Annotated in this window: 17 protein-coding genes; 6 read left to right on the top strand and 11 right to left on the bottom strand. The window is 43.5% G+C overall.

Annotated features, from left to right (window positions below):
* The first annotated feature begins 2 nt into the window (after positions 1–2).
* Entirely contained in the window at positions 3–680 is a 678-nt protein-coding gene (locus tag KIT51_06955; GenBank protein ID UYN87985.1) for a YggS family pyridoxal phosphate-dependent enzyme, read from the top strand.
* Between the two features lie 47 nt (positions 681–727).
* Here KIT51_06955 and KIT51_06950 read toward each other — a convergent pair whose 3' ends face one another.
* Entirely contained in the window at positions 728–1,582 is an 855-nt protein-coding gene (locus KIT51_06950; GenBank protein UYN87984.1) for a universal stress protein, read from the bottom strand.
* A 101-nt stretch (positions 1,583–1,683) separates the two neighbouring features.
* A complete protein-coding gene (locus tag KIT51_06945) occupies positions 1,684–2,112 on the bottom strand; it encodes a universal stress protein (protein UYN87983.1) in 429 nt (142 codons plus the stop codon).
* Between the two features lie 131 nt (positions 2,113–2,243).
* Between KIT51_06945 and KIT51_06940 the strand changes: the two genes are divergently transcribed.
* Together KIT51_06940 and KIT51_06935 are read left to right on the top strand one after the other, a co-directional pair.
* Positions 2,244–3,518 (top strand): PAS domain-containing sensor histidine kinase, encoded by a 1,275-nt coding sequence (locus KIT51_06940; GenBank protein UYN87982.1) that lies wholly within the window; start codon positions 2,244–2,246, stop codon positions 3,516–3,518.
* Entirely contained in the window at positions 3,515–4,576 is a 1,062-nt protein-coding gene (locus tag KIT51_06935; GenBank protein ID UYN87981.1) for a response regulator, read from the top strand. The genes KIT51_06940 and KIT51_06935 overlap by 4 nt, the downstream gene beginning before the upstream one ends.
* A gap of 46 nt (positions 4,577–4,622) precedes the next feature.
* Here KIT51_06935 and KIT51_06930 read toward each other — a convergent pair whose 3' ends face one another.
* Positions 4,623–6,041: an HmuY family protein gene (locus KIT51_06930; protein UYN87980.1), complete on the bottom strand. Its 1,419-nt coding sequence runs from the start codon at positions 6,039–6,041 to the stop codon at positions 4,623–4,625.
* A gap of 28 nt (positions 6,042–6,069) precedes the next feature.
* Positions 6,070–8,301 carry a TonB-dependent receptor gene (locus KIT51_06925; GenBank protein UYN87979.1) on the bottom strand — a complete coding sequence of 744 codons (2,232 nt, stop codon included), beginning with the start codon at positions 8,299–8,301 and terminating at the stop codon, positions 6,070–6,072.
* Between the two features lie 193 nt (positions 8,302–8,494).
* Between KIT51_06925 and KIT51_06920 the strand changes: the two genes are divergently transcribed.
* Entirely contained in the window at positions 8,495–9,379 is an 885-nt protein-coding gene (locus KIT51_06920) for a helix-turn-helix transcriptional regulator (protein UYN87978.1), read from the top strand.
* 3 nt (positions 9,380–9,382) lie between these two features.
* On the opposite strand, the gene KIT51_06915 is transcribed toward KIT51_06920, so the two are convergent.
* From KIT51_06915 to ccoN, 6 genes are all read right to left on the bottom strand, one after another.
* Positions 9,383–10,054 (bottom strand): sulfite exporter TauE/SafE family protein, encoded by a 672-nt coding sequence (locus KIT51_06915; protein ID UYN87977.1) that lies wholly within the window; start codon positions 10,052–10,054, stop codon positions 9,383–9,385.
* A gap of 102 nt (positions 10,055–10,156) precedes the next feature.
* On the bottom strand, positions 10,157–10,588 hold the full coding sequence (locus KIT51_06910; protein UYN87976.1) for a FixH family protein: 432 nt from the start codon (positions 10,586–10,588) through the stop codon (positions 10,157–10,159).
* A 52-nt stretch (positions 10,589–10,640) separates the two neighbouring features.
* Positions 10,641–12,071, bottom strand: coding sequence for a cytochrome c oxidase accessory protein CcoG (gene ccoG / locus KIT51_06905; protein ID UYN87975.1), 1,431 nt, complete (start codon positions 12,069–12,071; stop codon positions 10,641–10,643).
* Between the two features lie 79 nt (positions 12,072–12,150).
* Positions 12,151–13,065 carry a c-type cytochrome gene (locus tag KIT51_06900; GenBank protein ID UYN87974.1) on the bottom strand — a complete coding sequence of 305 codons (915 nt, stop codon included), beginning with the start codon at positions 13,063–13,065 and terminating at the stop codon, positions 12,151–12,153.
* On the bottom strand, positions 13,062–13,256 hold the full coding sequence (locus KIT51_06895; GenBank protein ID UYN87973.1) for a cbb3-type cytochrome c oxidase subunit 3: 195 nt from the start codon (positions 13,254–13,256) through the stop codon (positions 13,062–13,064). The genes KIT51_06900 and KIT51_06895 overlap by 4 nt, the downstream gene beginning before the upstream one ends.
* 4 nt (positions 13,257–13,260) lie before the next feature.
* Positions 13,261–15,396 carry a cytochrome-c oxidase, cbb3-type subunit I gene (gene ccoN / locus KIT51_06890; GenBank protein ID UYN87972.1) on the bottom strand — a complete coding sequence of 712 codons (2,136 nt, stop codon included), beginning with the start codon at positions 15,394–15,396 and terminating at the stop codon, positions 13,261–13,263.
* A gap of 213 nt (positions 15,397–15,609) precedes the next feature.
* On the opposite strand from ccoN, the gene KIT51_06885 reads away from it, so the two are divergent.
* Together KIT51_06885 and KIT51_06880 are read left to right on the top strand one after the other, a co-directional pair.
* Positions 15,610–15,852 (top strand): hypothetical protein, encoded by a 243-nt coding sequence (locus KIT51_06885; protein ID UYN87971.1) that lies wholly within the window; start codon positions 15,610–15,612, stop codon positions 15,850–15,852.
* Between the two features lie 75 nt (positions 15,853–15,927).
* Positions 15,928–16,281: a hypothetical protein gene (locus KIT51_06880; protein UYN87970.1), complete on the top strand. Its 354-nt coding sequence runs from the start codon at positions 15,928–15,930 to the stop codon at positions 16,279–16,281.
* 825 nt (positions 16,282–17,106) lie between these two features.
* On the opposite strand, the gene KIT51_06875 is transcribed toward KIT51_06880, so the two are convergent.
* The gene (locus KIT51_06875) at positions 17,107–18,192 is read right to left on the bottom strand and encodes a ketoacyl-ACP synthase III (protein UYN87969.1); all 1,086 of its coding nucleotides are present in this window, start codon (positions 18,190–18,192) and stop codon (positions 17,107–17,109) included.
* Positions 18,193–18,689 lie beyond the last annotated feature (497 nt).

Genomic DNA, 18,689 nt, shown 5'->3' with positions numbered 1-18,689 from the left:
GAATGAACATCAAAAATAACATAGCGAAATGCAGGCAGAACTTACCTGAAAACGTTACACTTATTGCGGTAAGCAAAACACAACCCGTTACCAGCATACAAGAGGCCTACGATGCCGGGCAGCGGGTATTTGGGGAGAACAAAGCCCAGGAGATGAAGCAGAAATATGATGTCTTGCCGAAAGACATCCAGTGGCATATGATCGGCCACTTGCAAACCAACAAAGTTAAGTACATAGCACCGTTCGTTCACCTAATTCATTCAATCGACAGCCTGAAACTACTGGTAGAGATTAACAAGCAGGCACAAAAAGTTGGCCGTGTTATTCCATGCCTTTTACAGCTTCACATTGCTGAAGAAGATACGAAATTCGGCTTTTCCCGTGATGAGTTACTGAGCTTGCTAAATGATCCTGAATTTACAACCCTGGCCAACATAAAAATTACAGGGCTAATGGGCATGGCTACGTTTACGGATAACACAGAACAGATACGAAAAGAATTCAGGTCGCTAAAACTTTTTTTTGATGAACTAAAAACCAAATCCTTACCACCAACTGTGCAACTGGTTGAGCTCTCCATGGGCATGAGTGGCGACTATCCCATAGCCCTGGAAGAAGGCAGCACTATGATCAGGATTGGTACGGCCATTTTTGGCGAGCGTCAATATAAAAATGCGTAACCCCCGTACGGGGGTTACGCATCTCCATTACTGTTAAATTTTTAGTGTTACTTTCTGTGCTTAACCACAAACGTAAGCACGGGGCGCTTGCTGTGGTTCACCACATCTTCGGCAATGCTGCCGGCCAGCACATGCGCAAACCCCGTGCGGCCGTGGGTGGCCATGGCAATCATATCTGCATTAATGCTTTCCGCAAAGTAAATGATACCTTCCTCTTCGGTTATGTCGTTAAAAACATTGACCGTATAATTTTTCAGTTGGAGTTTCTTCGCAAACTCGTTCATGTACTTTTTCACCACAGCATCGCGTTGAAAATTTCCGGGTGTATTCACACGAACAAGATGTATGGTGGCATCGTACATTTCCTGTGCCCGTTTTACGATGCGTGAGAATACCTCTTCATCCTTGCTCATGGAGGTAGCATAAACAATGTTCTTAAAGTCGGCACGGGTAGGTTTCTTTTGGATGGTCAGTACGGGGCAATGCGAATGGCGCACCACTTTTTCGGTATTCGAGCCAATAATCATTTCTGCCAGGTTGGTTTTTCCGGCTGTTCCCATAACCACCAGGTCTACCTTCTGCTCTGTAATAATGGTGCGCATGCCATGGTAAGGGGAGCCTACGCGTAGCTCCTGGATTACTTTTACCCCTGCAAAGACAGAACTTTCGGCTAACTTGGCCATTTGTTTTTTCGAGCGTTCAATAAGCTTGAGCATGTAGAGCTTATCTTCCATATCGCCTTTAAAAACCTCACCGGTTACTTTAAACGATTCACTTGATCCTTCTTCGATAACATGCAGCAGTATAAGGGAAGCACCTGATTTTTTTGCAATGCCACTGGCTACCTCAGCGGCTGTCTGGGCTTCTTTTGAAAAGTCCGTAGGGACAAGAATTTTTTTCATAAACATTTGGGTTTTGCGGTGATTAAAATTAGAATTTTTATTGCACAAACAAAGACCGCTGCTCAAGTAATTGTGCAAAGTTTTTTATACCCTTGCAGCAATCAGCCAACTTCATGTACTTCCGGGATGATAACAACCGGTATTTTCAGTCCATGGATAAAATCCTCAAGCGAAACATCCTTTTGCTCATTCAGCGTTTCGGCAAGCTTCTCGCACAGTACAATTGCCGCTACATTATTCTTCCCCATATACGATTCAATCCTGTCGGACAGGAAACCGATTTCGGTAATAAAAGCAAAAGGAACATCCATAGTATAACCTATTGTTTTTATAAGTTTTTCAAAATCCTCCTTTGCTTTGGCTTCTACCCCATTTCGATAGGCCGATAAACTTTCGCCCTTGCGCTGCAACAGTCGGTAAGCATACAGAAAAATAAGGCTTGCTCTTTTTTTTGCTGCCAACTTAAATGCCTCCCGGATTACGTTTTCCGTTACTTCCGAAAAGTCCAATGCGCATAAAATCACCTTCATATACGGGTACCCAAAGATTTTCCTGAATACGAACGTAGAAGGATTTTTTCCGGGCAATGAGGACTTGCATCAATAAACAGGCTGATTTTTGTCATGCTTGTATGGATTGCTATCTTGGTGACCTGAAAATCATGCAAAAAACTTTTGAAATAGCCTTTAATTCTTCAGAAACCTTTAGGGAAATTTTCCAGGGATCAGCCGAAGGAATATTGATGGTTGATGAACTGGGGCATATCCAACTCGCCAACCCGGTATCGGAACGCATGTTCGGTTATAAAAGCGGGGAGCTGACCGGAAAAAAACTGGAAATACTCCTCCCCCCTCGTTTTCAATCCAAACACGTAAGCCTTCGCGAACAGTTTCGGAAAAACCCATCGCCCAGGCGCATGGGCATCGGGCGCGATTTGATGGCCATACGAAAAGACGGGCACGAGTTTCCGGTTGAGGTGAGCCTGAGTTATAAGGAGATCAACAACTTGTTTGTGGTGGTGGCCTTTATTATTGATATCACGGAACGAAAAAAAGTTGAGGAGGCCCTTAAGCACAGTGAAGAGCAATTGCTGGTATATGCTGCTGAACTGGAAAAAAAAGTACAAACCCGTACCGATGCCCTGAATAAATTAGTAGAAGACCTGGAAAAGGCCAACCAATTCCTACAGGAGCAAATTGCTGAACGGAAAAAAGCCGAAGAAGAAACAAAAAAAGCGCTGGACAAGGAGCGTGAACTTAATGAACTTAAAACCAAATTCGTTTCCATAGCGTCACACGAGTTTCGCACCCCGTTGAGCACGGTGTTAAGTTCGGCTTCGTTGGTGCAGCAGTACAAAGAAAAAGGCGACCTGGATAAAATTGACAAACATATTCACCGCATCAAATCATCGGTTAATCACCTAACGTCTATCCTAAACGATTTTCTTTCGCTTGGAAAACTGGAAGAAGGCCGCATAGAAGTTGAAAAGGAACTGGTATGTGTACGCGATTTTTTTGAAGAAGTGAACGAGGAGATCAAGCCTTTACTCAAAGAAGGCCAACGGATAGCGTTAACCTGTGAACTGGAGCAAAAAGAAATACCGCTCGACAAACGGGTAATGCGCAACATTTTGTTTAACCTGCTCTCTAACGCCAGTAAATACTCAGCGCCCGGTAAAACTATTCATATTGATTGCCGAAGCATTGAAAAAAAACTGGCCATTACCATCAGGGATGAAGGTATAGGCATACCCGAATCGGAAGTAAAGCACCTTTTCGAGCGCTTTTTCAGGGCCAGCAATGTTACCAATATACAAGGCACTGGGCTGGGCTTGAACATTGTAAAACGCTATGTAGATTTACTGAAAGGAACGATTGATTTTACCAGTGTTGAAGGGAAAGGCAGTACCTTTACGATAACAATACCATTGATATGAAGAAAATCCTATTGATTGAAGACAATCCTGATGTTCGGGAAAATACGGCCGAAATCTTAACGCTGGCCAGTTATGATGTTCGAACGGCAGAAAACGGAAAACTTGGCGTTGAACTGGCCAACAAAGAACGACCAGACCTGATTATCTGCGACATTATGATGCCCGAGCTTGACGGTTATGGCGTTTTGCATATCCTAAGCAAAAAACCAGAAACGGCCAGTATACCTTTTATATTCCTTACGGCTAAAACAGAAAAGAGCGATATCCGCAAAGGCATGACGCTGGGCGCAGATGATTACCTGACCAAGCCGTTTGACGATACCGACTTGCTCAACGCAGTAGAAGCCCGGCTGAATAAAATAAGCATACTGCGGAAACAATACGCTTCAGATGCTACCGGTCTCGATCAGTTTATTGCCGATGCACAAAAGATCTTAAACCTCACCGACCTATGCAAAGACAGGAAAGTGAAAACCTATAAAAAGAAAGCCGGCATTTACATGGAAGGTGAAATGCCCAATGCGTTTTTCTTTGTTAAATCCGGAAACGTAAAATGCTTTCGCACGAATGCCGATGGAAAAGAACTGATTATAAGCCTGTACAAAGAAGGTGACTTTTTCGGATATGAAGGCATATTGGAAAACAGCAACTATGGCGAATCGGCTGTTGCGTTGGAAGACAGCGAACTTACCGTAATACCCCGCCACGACTTTCTCACCCTATTGCATAGCCACCCTGAAATATCAGGGGCATTTGTTACCCTGCTCTGTAAAAAAATAGCAGAGAAGGAAGCACAATTACTAAACCTGGCATACAACTCCGTACGCCAACGTACAGCAGAGGCTTTGTTAAAAATTCACAACCTTAAGGAACAGGATTTGGTCTCCATATCGCGTGATGATCTGGCCAAAATGGTAGGTACCGCTTCCGAATCTGTTATTCGAGTTCTTTCTGATTTTCGTGAAGAAGGAATCATTTCCATTGAAGGTGGGAAAATCCATGTACTTCACCCTAATAAACTTGAGCAGGTAGTAAAGTGGAACGTTGCGAGGAATTAAGAGTAAAAACCTCCAAGGTTTTCAAAACCTTGGAGGTTTTTACATTCTAAGTTCCCTTTTTAACCAATGCAAACTCAATTTGCGGCCTTCCACGCTGGCCATCCTGTGTTAATGCCGTAAAGCGAAGTTTGTAAATGTTCCCATCAACATCCTTAACCAGGTAAAATCTATCCGACCGAACGGCAGGCGCAGTACCGGGTCCGCCACCCGAGCGCCACTTGGCCCCAATACCGATTTGACTGGTTAGCCAGGTAACGCCTGCCAGGTTTGTCTCACCAAAAGCTTCGTAACTTCCGGCAGCAGAAGTTAACTGCTCTGCCGTTTCTACACCATTCCTGCTTTGAAGCACGATATCCTGGAAATAATATGGAATAAACCCACCTCCTAAATTGGTTGAGTTTGTAAAACCTGTCCATGCAATATCCCAACGGTCCTTTCGTGGCTCAACCGTAACCAACCCGTTTTGAAAACTGATGTACCTGAAGTTGAATTGATCGTCTTTGGCAACCTGTATTTCCTGAAATGTTGCAGAAGAGATATCAGCATGTTGGATGGTGTAGCCATTGCCATTGCGCAACACACGAACCTTCTTCCAGCCGCGTGATGGTATTGGTTCAGAAGGATCGCTGGGTGGATTGGCTGCCCCACGGTTAATGATGTACACCTTGTTTTCAGAAGCTGTAGCCGACACCGGGGCTAAAGCGGTCTTAGTCAGATCGCCCGTAGGGTCATCGATCCAGGCCATGGCAGCATTGGTGGCATTGGCCCCTACAATCATTACACTGGCAAAGCCAAGCGTATCGGCAGCGGTAACGGAAGTTAAATCGGTTTTGTCAATGGCGCGCGCCATCATGGTAACGGAAGAATTTAATATCACCCTGAAATCATCGCCCATAAAAAATCCAAGGTCCCACGTGGCACGTTCAACTGCGGTTTGACGGTTAGCGCTTAAATCAATAAACACTTTGTTCGGATAGGTTGGGCCACCGCCATTAATGTCCATAAGGGCTTGTTGTGCCAGAATTTCTGTGAAACTGAGTTCCAATTGGTTGGATGTTCCCAACACCAGGCCATCACTAACCGAGGTAATGGTGAAGGTTATGGTCTCGTCACCATCCAACAAAATCCCGGAAGCCTTTTGTACGCTAAACGATACCTGCGATGCACCGTTTGAAACAGGCAACAATAAGGTATTTGCTGCAGCAGCCGGATTGGTTGTAAAGTCGGTTCCATAGCTCACACCATTCGGAACAAATGAAACCGTTACGGATCCTGCTTGTGATGCTGACCGGGAGAAATTTATATTAACCGTTAAGGCATCTTCATCGGATGCAAATCCTAATTGTGCCGATTCAAATGCAACAAGGTTATCGGGTAATTGCGGGTCATCTTCACAGGAAGAAAATGAAATTAACAGGCCTATACTCAACGCAACAATCCAGGCACTTTTTACTTTATTGTTCATTATTGTTTTCGATTTAGATTAGAAAAATTTAAAAGTTGTAAGAAAGATTTATAAAGTACGATCGGCCATAGCCTACAGGGCGGGTTAATCCACCACCATGCACCGGCCCACCATTGGCAGCCATATTGTTGATGCGGGTTACATCAAAGAGATTTCGTACACCTGCTGACAGGTTGAATTTCTTATTGAGGGATTTTTTTATACTGAGATCAGCCCAATGAAAGCCTTCCGTTTCATTAAGCTCAATTAATCCGGTAACATCAGTCGCCAGGAAAGGTGTGCGCCCGGTGTATTTGTAGAAAAGGGACACAGAAGCACCAATAGCAGGAATGGCATACGATGCCGATCCGTTAATTTCGGGCGACCATAAAAATTCATCTGGCACTTCACCGGTTTCAATAAGTTGATTGTACCTGCCCGTATAGCCAATGCCTGCACCTAGTTCAAACTGCTTATACATGAATGTATTTGTCCAGGTGAAACCTGTAGTCTTAAATTTCTCGATGTTCAGGTAGGTTGTGATGTTGGCATTGCCGGGCTTCACACCAAAACCTATCATGTTGTCAACCGTATTATAAAAACCGGTTAGGGCTGTGTTAAATTTCACATCACTGCTCGTAAACCATTTGGCATTCCACGATGCATTGAAACTGTGCGACAACTCAGCTTTTAAATCAGGGTTTCCTTCAATGGAGTGGCTGGCATCAAAGAAATAGAAATACAATTCGCGGAGTGAAGGTGCGCGGAATCCCCTTCCATAAGACAGGCGCAAGTCATGCTTAACGGTTAGTTGAAATTTTGCATTTACCGATGGGATGAACGGTGGGGCATCATAAGCGGTATTTTTTACCATGCGCACACCCGGACGAAAACTCAGCCAGTGGTTAGGCTTGATTTCGGACGACACAAAGAAAGCATAGTCGCCTATTGAAGATATACCCTCAGCTAATCGTCCACCACTGCCGGATTCAACATTGAAATCGTAACCGGGTTGCACGGATAATTGTTCTGAAACTTTGTACAGGAAAGTTCCCCGAAAGGTCAGGCCATCAAATTGTGTTAAATCCTGAAGCGAAGGATCAAGCGCCAGCCGTACATCACCTGTGTTTTTATTTACTGTAACGGTTTGGATCTGCCGGCTGTAATCTGTGTATGAAAGCGCACCATTGTATTTTAGTCTATCAGAAAATAAATATGTGCCCTGCACCTGGTGCATGAAACGGTTGGTAATGTAGCGTTGATCGATCGCTTCAATGCCGCTGAAAAGCCCGGGGTTGTAGATATTTTCATTCAGGTAATCCAGCCGGTAGTAAACATCAAGGTTATCCGTTTTGAAGCCGGCCAAACTACTGGCCAGCCATTGGGTTTTGGGGTGCCATTCCTTATCGCGATCCTCTGCACTACCTTGCCACCCACCAAAATAGTTGTGCGTAAAATCAGTTAGCGTGTAAAATGAATGTTTGCTGTAGCCCAACGAAACGCTTTGGTTGTGGATACCTTGCTTCAGGCCATACTCAGTTCCAACGGTCTCCTCATGCAACTTAGCCGATCCACTCCATCGCCCCGATTCAGGTTTTTTGGTAATGATATTAATAACACCAGCCAAAGCATCAGCACCGTAAATAACGGCCATGGGGCCTTCTACGATCTCAATTCGTTCTATCGAGTTTACATTAACCTGGTTAATGTTAATTTCATTGCCGGTGCCTTGCCGTCCGATCATGGGTACCCCATCCATGAGTACCTTAACATTTTGTCCGCTCAGGCCCTGTAAAGACAAGTTTGATCCGCCCAAGGAGAGATCCTGGGAAAAGCGAATATTCAATTCGGTGTTCAGTACATCTTGTAAACGGGTTGCACCCGCGGCCTGAATACGCTCCATGGAAATGGTTCGTACCCGGTACACCGATTGCCTGGCCGATTGCGGTTCAAATTGACCGGTCACCACTACTTCATCAAGTTGTTTTTGGGCTGGGTCCAGCGCCAATGCGTATTCACCAGCCACCCCTATAGTTGTGCGCAGCGGCTCGTACCCCAGGTGAGATGTCAATAGCTGAACCGGGAAATCCTTAATAGAAATGGAGGTTAGGCCTGCTTCATTTGTCACGGCTTGGGCAACAATTTGCCCGTTCTGGCCCTGCGCATATATAACTGCACCTTCAACAACCTGTCCGCTGGCCTTATCAATAAGGGTAAGCTTAACCTGTGCCGCTAAAAAAGCTGGTAATAAAAAAAACATTAAACCAAGTAGCCTGCCCATGGGTTCAATTAAAATGCAAGTGCAAATATTTACTTTGTTTGTCGATGAAAATGCCCCAAAAAGTATAATTTATAACGATTCTAAATAAAGTTAAAACCTATTTCAAAAATTGGCACTTTACGGGAAATACCTGTTATTTTTGGTCATTATTGGCTATGATAAATGTCATTTTTTATTTCAATTGAATCTCGAAATGATTGACTACATAAAAGAAAATACCCAAAATGGTAATCTTCGTATTGCATTTGAATCGGGGGACATAAAACTGGCTTTAGCAGAGAATAAAGCGGAGCAGGAGCTTTCACTTCCCGGTACGGTTCGTCAAAAAATTGTTCAGTTCTACTTCTGCCTTGACGGCAGTGCCCGTTTTGAGTTTGGCCCGCATTACAGCCGTGAAATACAGAGGCTGAAGAATTATTTCTTCTATAATCCTGAAGGTGATTTGGATTTTACCCTGAAACTATCTGCAGGATCGCGAATGGTTTTCCTGTTCATTTCGCTCGAAAACCTTCATGAGCTTTTTACCCATGAACCACTTCCATTTTTAAAAGCTGAAAACATAAACAGAAAGTTTTACGATGAACGGGACGTGCCTTCATCCTTGGTCGTTGTGCTCAATCAGTTGTTCACCATTCAGCTAAGCGATAGTGCAAAAAACCTTTATTATCACGGCAAAGTATTCGAATTGTTGAGTTTGTACTTTTCAGAAAAGAAACCCAATACAGAGAACTGCCCCTTTCTAAACGATGAAGAAACGGTTCGGAAAATTAAAAATGCTAAAGAGCACCTGCTGAAAAATATTGACGCTCCACCCGGGCTAAAAGCCTTGGCAAAACTTTCAGGCCTGAATGAATTTCAATTAAAGGTCGGATTCAAAGAAATTTATGGTAACACTGTATTTGGGTATTTACTGGACCATAAGCTTGATCATGCCCGTATCCTTCTGGATACGCATAAACTAAAAGTAAATGAAGTGGCTTTTCAAATCGGATATTCAAACCCAAGTCATTTTATTGCAGCCTTCCGGAAAAAATTTGGGGTAACACCCAAAAAATATTTGATGGAACATAAGCCGTAAGCATTACGGGTGGCAAACAACTTCAGTAGAGTTACCCCCAAAGAAGTTTGTTTCAACCGATAACCCACGCCAGATCATCACTACAGCCACAACGATAAGCATCGCGGTTTGGATGCGCTGAAAGGACCAGGGAATAATACGCCTTAAGGCTTGCCATGAAAATGCTGCAACAAGTAAGGCAGGCATGGTTCCCAGGCCAAACAGCAACATAACCCATGCACTTTGCAAAGGTGTTTGCTGGATTAATGCAATGGCCAAAGCCGCATAAACAAGTCCGCATGGAAGAAATCCATTGAATATCCCCGTAAGCCAGGAGGATACTGCACGTTTTGAATTAATGTGTACAGCAAATGCACCTTTTAATTTTAAAACGATCCGCGATAGTGAAGGAAGATAAACAGACTGTACTTTAGGTATAAATAGCGAAAGGATGATGGCTGCGCCAACCGCAATCGAAACTTTTCCTTGTACGCCACCCCACTGAACGATTTTGCCCAACAAGCCCACTACAACACCCATGAGAACATACGTTGTTGTTCGGCCAATATTATAGAGCAACCGGTTGATCAGGATTTTTTTTCCAGCCGCACCCTGTACCATAGATGCAATAGGACCGCACATGCCCACACAGTGCAGGCTTCCGGTTAATCCTAAAAGAAAAGCGGCTATATACATGTACAATTAAGTAAACTTAGTGACTGTCAGCCTGAACGCCTCGAAAGCTACTTCGGAGTCGAACAGGTTTCGACAAGCCCAATCTGACAAATAATTAATATTCTAAATAAAAATAACCTTCTCCAGGTAATAATCCTTTCCTTCCATTGTCCATTTCATTTTCACCCGATACGCTCCGGGCTCAAGTGGCTTTATCGGAAATACCTGAACCGAGTCGGCCGAGGCACTCAATTGCATCTGCTGATCAAGTTTATCAGAAGAAGGACGTACTAATTTTATCTCACCCTTCTCCACGTAACTCACCGAAGGGAAATACACTTTTAATATTTGATTTTGTACAATTGTGATTTCCGGCTTTAAATCAAGCTGTTCCGTATTTTGTTTCCGCTCATATTGTTCCTGAAAGGCCAGGTCTTCTGCGTAATAATTTTTCGTAACCAGGCCAATATCCTGCCGCATCATTATGGTGATCATAACACCGATGAATGTGGCAAACAAAACAAATGCAACCACAATACCTTTTCCCCAATTCATTATTTACGATTTACAGTTAATAATTTGCAAGCAGTAATTACAATAATCCTGACTATTCACGGATTGATTTCACCGGCCCGATAAACTTAACTTTTACCCTTTCAATTCGCTTACCATCGTTGTAAACACCTACCATTACCACAGTTTTTGCTGCTTTCACTTTATCAGCCGGGATTTTGATAAAATAAACTCCCTTCAGCATCTCACCGGCTGGAACTACAACTTTCTGTTCACCTACTTTGCTCAGCATAGCCTCCTGCGGAGAGTCGGCTTTAACTTCCAGTGTAATGTCTTCAAATGTTTTGTTTACAAATTCAACATTGTACAGGTTGGTAATGGTTCCATCGTCAGCCCGTTGATAAAGGGTACCCGGTACTTTCAAAATAGTTGTTTCAATATCCGACCGGGTGGCCACCATAAATGAAAGAAAACTCACCAGCGCAAGCAGCACAAACGAATAGCCAATAACGCGCGGAGTTATTAACTTCTGTATTCCATTTTTAATGGAGTTGTACGATGCATATCGAATCAATCCTTTTGGCTTACCCACTTTATCCATCACTTCATCGCAGGCATCGATACAAGCAGTGCAATTAACACACTCCAACTGAGTGCCGTTGCGTATGTCAATACCTGTAGGGCAAACATGCACGCAAAGTTTACACTCTATACAATCACCTTTTGTGGTATCAACTTCTCTCTTTTTAAGTTTACCGCGAGGCTCGCCCCGCAGCCAGTCATAAGCAACAACTATCGAGTCCTTTACCAACAATACGCCTTGCAGCCGGCCGTACGGACAAACCGCAATGCAAGCTTGTTCGCGAAAGCGGGCAAACACACCGTAAAAAATTCCCGTGAAGGCTACCAGTCCAATAAAACCAGCCAGGTTTTCGGTGGGTGGTTGCGTAACAATTTCCTTAACCTTGTCAATACCAATAAGGTAGGCCATTGCCGTATGCGATATAAGGACTGATACGGAAATGAAAATAAAATGCTTCAATCCTTTTTTGACTATTTTATCGCCTGTCCATGGTGCATGGTTTAGCTTACGTTGTTGGTTGGCATCACCTTCAATAAGGTATTCGATTTTCCGGAATACCATCTCCATAAAAAGTGTTTGCGGGCACGCCCATCCACACCAAACACGGCCAAATACTACTGTGAACAAAATCACAAAAACAAAAAAGGAAATCAGCGTAAGTGCCAGCAGGAAAAAATCCTGAGGCCAAAATGCCTGTCCAAAAATGACAAACCTGCGTTCAAAGAAATTGAGCATCAACAGCGGCTGGCCCCCAACCTGGATAAAAGGTCCGGTAAAGAAGATTGTTAGCAGTACTACCGTAACGGCAATACGTGCACGATGAAACCTGCCGGAAGGCTTTTTGGGGTACACCCAAATGCGCTTCCCCTTTTCATCTACCGTGGCGAGTGTATTGCGAAACTCTTCATCGTATTGATAAAGATTTTCAGTTGTTGTGTTCAAAACTACTGTGTTTAAAATCTAATGCTTGTTGTTCAAACAATCAGGCATCGGATAGAACCCGATGCCTGGTGTTATTCCTTCATAAAGAAGAACCCTGCGGTGTGGCTTCACTCTCCTCCTCAACGTATTTAGTTCCTTGCGGTGCTTTTGGATTTGGCGGATTTGTTCCGTGTATACTCTTGATATAAAATGCCACATCACGAATTTGCTCCGGTGATAATACTGGAGCCCACGAAATCATTCCCTTTTCCGGAACACCATTCTTGATCACCGCATAAATATCTTTAATGCTTCCGCCATGCAACCAGTAATCATCCGTTAAATTCGGACCAATACTTCCCTGTCCATCTGCCAGGTGGCACGATGCACAATTGGTAACATATATCTGCCGACCCTTTTTAAGTATAGCCTCATCCGGTGAATACGCCAGTGTGCTTTCATCAATTGAAACAGGAGGATTTAACGCCAGAAGTTTCGCACGTTGTTCTTCTGCTTTGGTTACCTCTGCCTGATACTCACCTTCCATTAGTGGTAAACTTCCCGTAACGTGGTACACCACCAGATAAACGACCGCCCAGATAATCGAACCGTACAACAGCCATTTCCACCAGGGTGGTAAATGGTTATCCAGTTCGCGTATGCCATCATAATTATGATCCAGCATGATATCAGCTTCTTTCTCGGCTGGCCTGAAAGCGTTGATCTGATCCCAGAACTTCGACCAGTAAGAAGGTGGTGCCACATATTTTACTCCCAACTTCTCGGCACGTTCTTCTGCTGCCTTGCGGATAAAAACATTCAGCACTTTAAGCATGTACACTGCAACCATGATAACGAGGAAGGCCGTGAGAAACACAAAACCTATAACTACATAAAATGGAAACAGTGGATCACTAAGCGGATCACTCCAAAAACTGGTTTTTGGAGCAGCATCCTGCGCCATGGCCGATGCACTTATCAATATGAAAAGGAATGTTGATGCTATCGTTCTCATAGGTTTGTGTTTGTAGTTGTTGATGGTTCATCTGCATGATCGAAAGGCATGTTCTCCATTTGGCGTATATATTTCTTATCCACCGTAAATACCCACCACAACAGCATAATGAAGAAGATGAAAAATATTGAAAGCGATATGATCGGCCATATGGCGATGTTATCGATACTTTGTAATACATTTTTATACATGGCCTTACTTATTTTCTGCTGTTTTTGATGCCTTTATATCTTTACCCAACCGTTGCAGGTAGGCAATCATGGCGATGATCTCCGTTTCCGGTGCCACTTCAATACCTTCCAGTTGTAAGTTCTCGGCAATGCGCCTGGCTTGAATATTCAGGTGCTCATTGGCAATCGCTTCATAACCTTCTTCATACGGTACGCCAATTTTTCGCAACGCCCTGATCTTCGGTGCCGTTTGACTTAAGTCAATAGTTTGTTCAAACAACCAGGGATAAGCCGGCATGATCGAACCTGTAGAAACGGCATCCGGGGCCAGCATGTGGTTATAGTGCCATACATCCGAATATTTTCCGCCCAGGCGGTGTAAATCCGGTCCGGTGCGTTTCGATCCCCAAAGGAATGGATGATCGTAAACATACTCGCCCGACTTACTGTATTCGCCACCTTGTGGGTCGTAACGTTCTACTTCCGAACGAAAAGGACGAACTAACTGCGAATGGCAACCTACACAACCTTCGCGGATGTAAATATCACGACCGTGAAGTTCAAGTGGAGTATACGGTTTTACACTCGCAATAGTAGGCACGTTGGATTTAATCAAGAAGGTAGGTACCATCTCAACAATACCACCAATCAAAATTGCAATCAGCGTAAGTACGCTAAACATGATCGGCTTGCTTTCCAACACATGGTGCCAGCCTCCTCCGGTTGCTCCTGTTTTCGCTATTGGGGCTGCTTCTGCAGGTTCATTGGCAACAAAGCTGCCGGCATAAGCGGTTTTAATGAGGTTGTACGTCATTATGATGGCACCGGTGAGGTACAAACCACCACCGATTGCACGCAACATATGCATGGGAAGAATCTGCACTGTGGTTTCCAGAAAGTTTTTGTAAACCAGAAATCCTTCTGCATTAAATTCTTTCCACATTAAACTTTGTACCACACCGGAGATATACATCGGTAAGGCATAGAAAATAATACCCAGGGTACCAATCCAGAAATGCACATTAGCCAGTTTGGTAGAATACAGGTTTGTGCCCCACATGCGCGGAACAACCCAATACAAAATTCCAAAGATTAAGAAACCATTCCAGCCCAAGCCACCCACGTGCACGTGTGCTACAATCCAATCGGTAAAGTGCGCAATGGCATTAACATTTTTTAACGACAAAAGCGGGCCTTCCAGCGTGGCCATACCATATGCGGTAACAGCCACCACCATAAATTTTAAAACAGCATCTTCACGCACCCTGTCCCAGGCACCACGCAACGTAAACAAACCATTAAGCATACCGCCCCAGGATGGCGCGATGAGCATGATGGAGAAAACCGTACCCAGCGATTGTGCCCAGTCGGGTAACGTAGAATACAATAAGTGGTGTGGACCTGCCCATATATACAAGAATATCAATGACCAGAAGTGTACGATGGAAAGACGATAAGAGTACACCGGCCGGTTAGCCGCTTTCGGAAGGAAATAGTACATCAACCCCAGGTAAGGTGTTGTAAGGAAAAACGCCACCGCGTTATGTCCATACCACCATTGCACCAGCGCATCCTGCACACCGGCATACCAGGAATAACTCTTGAAGAAATTCACCGGCATTTCAAACGAGTTTACAATATGCAGTACAGCCACCGTTACAAACGTGGCGATGTAAAACCAGATAGCCACATACATGTGTTTTTCCCTGCGCTTGATAATGGTGCCGATCATGTTCCAGCCAAATACAACCCAAATAAGCGTGATGGCAATGTCAATAGGCCACTCCAGTTCAGCATATTCCTTAGAGGTGGTGATGCCCAGCGGCAGTGTTATGGCTGCTGCCAAAATGATTAATTGCCAACCCCAGAAGTGGATCCAACTGAGTGTGTCACTGAACATGCGGGTTTTTAACAGCCGCTGCATGGAATAGTACACCCCGGCAAACATAGCGTTGCCCACAAACGCAAAAATAATGGCGTTAGTGTGCAGTGGCCTGATGCGACCAAACGTGGTGTACTGCAAATCGAAATTGAATACCGGGTAAAAAAGCTGGATGGCAGCAGTAAGGCCTACCAGCATACCCACCAGGCCGAAGATCACTGTGGCAATGATAAAGGCCTTCACGATTTTGTTGTCGTAACTGAATTTTTCGAGTTCCATAGGCTAGGGATGAAATGCTTTATTTAGAAATAATGCCTTAAAAGTAGATTTTCACTGAAATTGGCTACCTGATTTCAGTTATCCTGATGACTGATTTTTGTCAGGAATTCAGGATTTTAAGGTATTTTGAAGATTGCATTGTCATCCTAAAAAGGATAAACACGTAACATAACCACTACAGCTATGGGTATGCTTGGGGGCTTTTTAAAACAGATGAACGACTCCATCAAGTACAACCGTGCACTGGTGAAGAAAACAGACAAGTCGAAATCGAAGCAGATCCGGGAAGCCTTTAAAGATGAAGTCCGCAACCGAAGTTCAAGCTATGAAAATGTAAATCTTGACGAACTCAAAAAAAGAGTTAGGAGAAAACTACAGCGCAATAAAACCCAGGAGATACTTGCACGTGCATTGGCATTGTCTCTTTTCATAGCCCTGGTAATTGGATTATGCTGATTGTTCATCAATATTGATTTTACAATTGAAAAACCAGCCCCGTACTCAAACAAATCAACGCTATTCAAGACACTTGTGTATCCGGATGCTCGCGAAGGGTATAAACTAAAGATTGATTTTTACCATGACGGCCCCAAGGCTGCGGAAACGCTTCTGAAAGATGGATTAAAGCACCAGAGCTCAGAAAGCTATTACTTGAGTGGTGAGCAGTTCCGGTCGGCCTTGTATTACAGAGATACATTGATCCGTGAGCTTTATTTTTTTAAAAACGGGGACACGATTAAAAATTTCCCTTCTGTGAATGAAAAAGAAATTTTTCACATTAAGTTGTATAACACTACTAAAAATAAGGTAATTGAATTCGACCTATACGATGGAAAAATAATTTCAGGAAGCTACCACGAAAAGAATAATGATAATGAGAACTAAGCATTCCAAATTATTTCAAACATTATTAGGGAGTGTACTATTAGTCATCTCCACTTATCTGCCTGCGCAAATCCCACAAGGCATCCCGAATCAAAGCCAACCGATCGATCTTTCCTCAACTACTGAAGTTATACTGTATACAGTGCTACCCGTGCTTATGATTATTGTCTATCTCATTTGGAGAAAAAAGCGAAACAATAAACAATACTAAAGAGTCTTTATTTTTGGCCTGTGTCCTTGTCCCTTGGTCTGTGTCCTCACAGACCATGAAATCAAATTAATTCTTTAAGATGTTTAAAAATGTGGATAACCCGGTTGATAAGTTGTTGACTACTTTTTGGTTAATTTTTTTGTCAGGACATAACAAGCAAGTACTTTCATATCACTAAGTCGAACCTTGACAAGGTGATCAGACAGCATCGGAAAAACAAAAGCTTTTTTTCTACGGAAAAAGAGAAACAAAAATGCCGGTGAGGTAGGATTGTGTTCACGGGAAGGCGTCCGCAAGGAAAACCTGACGGGAGCATAAAACCGAGGGTGGCTTTCACAGGAAAGCTAAGGCAGGTTTTACAGCGGCAGGATAAGCTTAGCGGTATACATGGGCTACGGTTTATGTATAACGAAGACGGGAAAATCAAGCAATTGACTTTCCCGTTTTTTTTATGCCCTCTGCAAAAAATCAATCTATTAACAGCTCAAAACATCAGTTTCAATTGTCAGCCTGAGCCTGCCTGCGACAAGCAGGCTTGTCGAAGGGCTCAATTTCTAATAGCATCAGGTTTCGACAAGCGTAAGCTGAAAGTCTCATAATTTTGCGATGACTATTTAATCAGGAATGCGGTACACAGCAGCGTTGATGTTAACACCGGCACCAACAGCAGCAAAAACAATAATACTCCCTTTGATTAACCGATGTTCGGGCATATCACCTTTGCTTACCAAATCATATAACGTGGGCACTGTAGCCACTGAACTATTGCCCAACCAGGAAATGCTCATGGGCATAATGCCTTCGGGAATGTTGGTAATACCGTATTCTTCAAAAAGTCTTTTCAGGATGGCCTCGTCCATTTTATTATTGGCCTGATGGATAAAAACCTTGGTTACTTCCGTAAGGGGAATATCCGCCTTCACCAAACTTGCTTTAACCACTGCGGGCACGGCTTTCAGGGCGTGTTCATACAACACACGGCCACGCATTTTTAAAAACAAATCATCACCCGGATAATCCGGATTATACGAAGGCTGCATTTTAAGCACATAGGTATAATCACCGGCATTGGTTTGTGATTGATGTGCCAATATGCCTACAGGTTTGTCACTCAGTCGCGCTTCCAGAATTGTTGCTCCAGCCCCATCGGCATAAATCATGCTGTCACGATCATGCGGATCGCAAATACGCGACAAGGTTTCCGTACCAATAACCATTACACGTTTGGCCATACCAGCCTTGATATAAAAATCTGCCTGGATAACTCCCTGTAACCAACCGGCACATCCAAAAGGCAAATCATAACAAACCGTATCCGGATTTTTTATTCCAAGCTTCGCCTTTACACGCGAGGCTAACGCAGGCACCAGGTCACTCCTGCGGTTATCGTAGGCAACATCTCCAAAATTATGTGCTACAATAATATAGTCGAGTGTTTCACCATCTATACCGGAAGATGCAAGTGCATCTTGAGCTGACAGGTACCCGATATCGGAAGCAACCAAATCATCTGTAACATACCTGCGTTCCAGTATTCCGGTAATGTCGCTGAACTTACGGATCACCTCTTCAATGGGTCGCTTGATGGGGTTACCATCGGCTTCATAAAATGTGTTGGTTAGAAAATCGTTGTTGGTAATGCGTTGTGTAGGAATGTACCGCCCGGATCCGGTGATGATCGAATAAATCTTTTCTTGCATAGGTTTAAGTCGGGCAAAGGTAGCGTAAATGGCTTCGATTACTAATGAAGTCAATCAACAATGCAATAAAACCAAAGAACAAACAGTTGTTAGTGGTGGAATCTGAAACCCAATCGAACAATAGCTGAAATTGACTTAACTATTTTTTTCATCAAAGTTTTAAAACAGCTATAATAATCCTGTGGAATAAACCGGTGAGCTATCCTGAAAGCTCCCGATAGGGTGAATAAAATCCGATTGATTTTGCAGAAATTGAATGCACCAAAAACAATCTCCTGCTACAGGCAAGGCAAATATGTCCGCCCTACGGGAAGGCTAACGGCATTTATTTTCCAACAACCAAATACCATTAACGCGTTTAAGACCTTCACCTTTTCCAAGGCCTTCCATGATGAGTACGGTAGTCAGGCCTTTCATTAAAGGCCATAAATACCTACTCAGCAACCATTCATGTATGAAATGCTTTTTTCGGTCACGATTATAAATAATATTACAAA

The sequence above is a fragment of the Cyclobacteriaceae bacterium genome, assembly GCA_025808415.1.
In the GTDB taxonomy this organism is placed as follows: Bacteria; Bacteroidota; Bacteroidia; order Cytophagales; family Cyclobacteriaceae; genus UBA2336.
The sequence above is the reverse complement of the archived record's forward strand: the minus strand, read 5'-3'. Positions and strand labels throughout refer to the sequence as shown.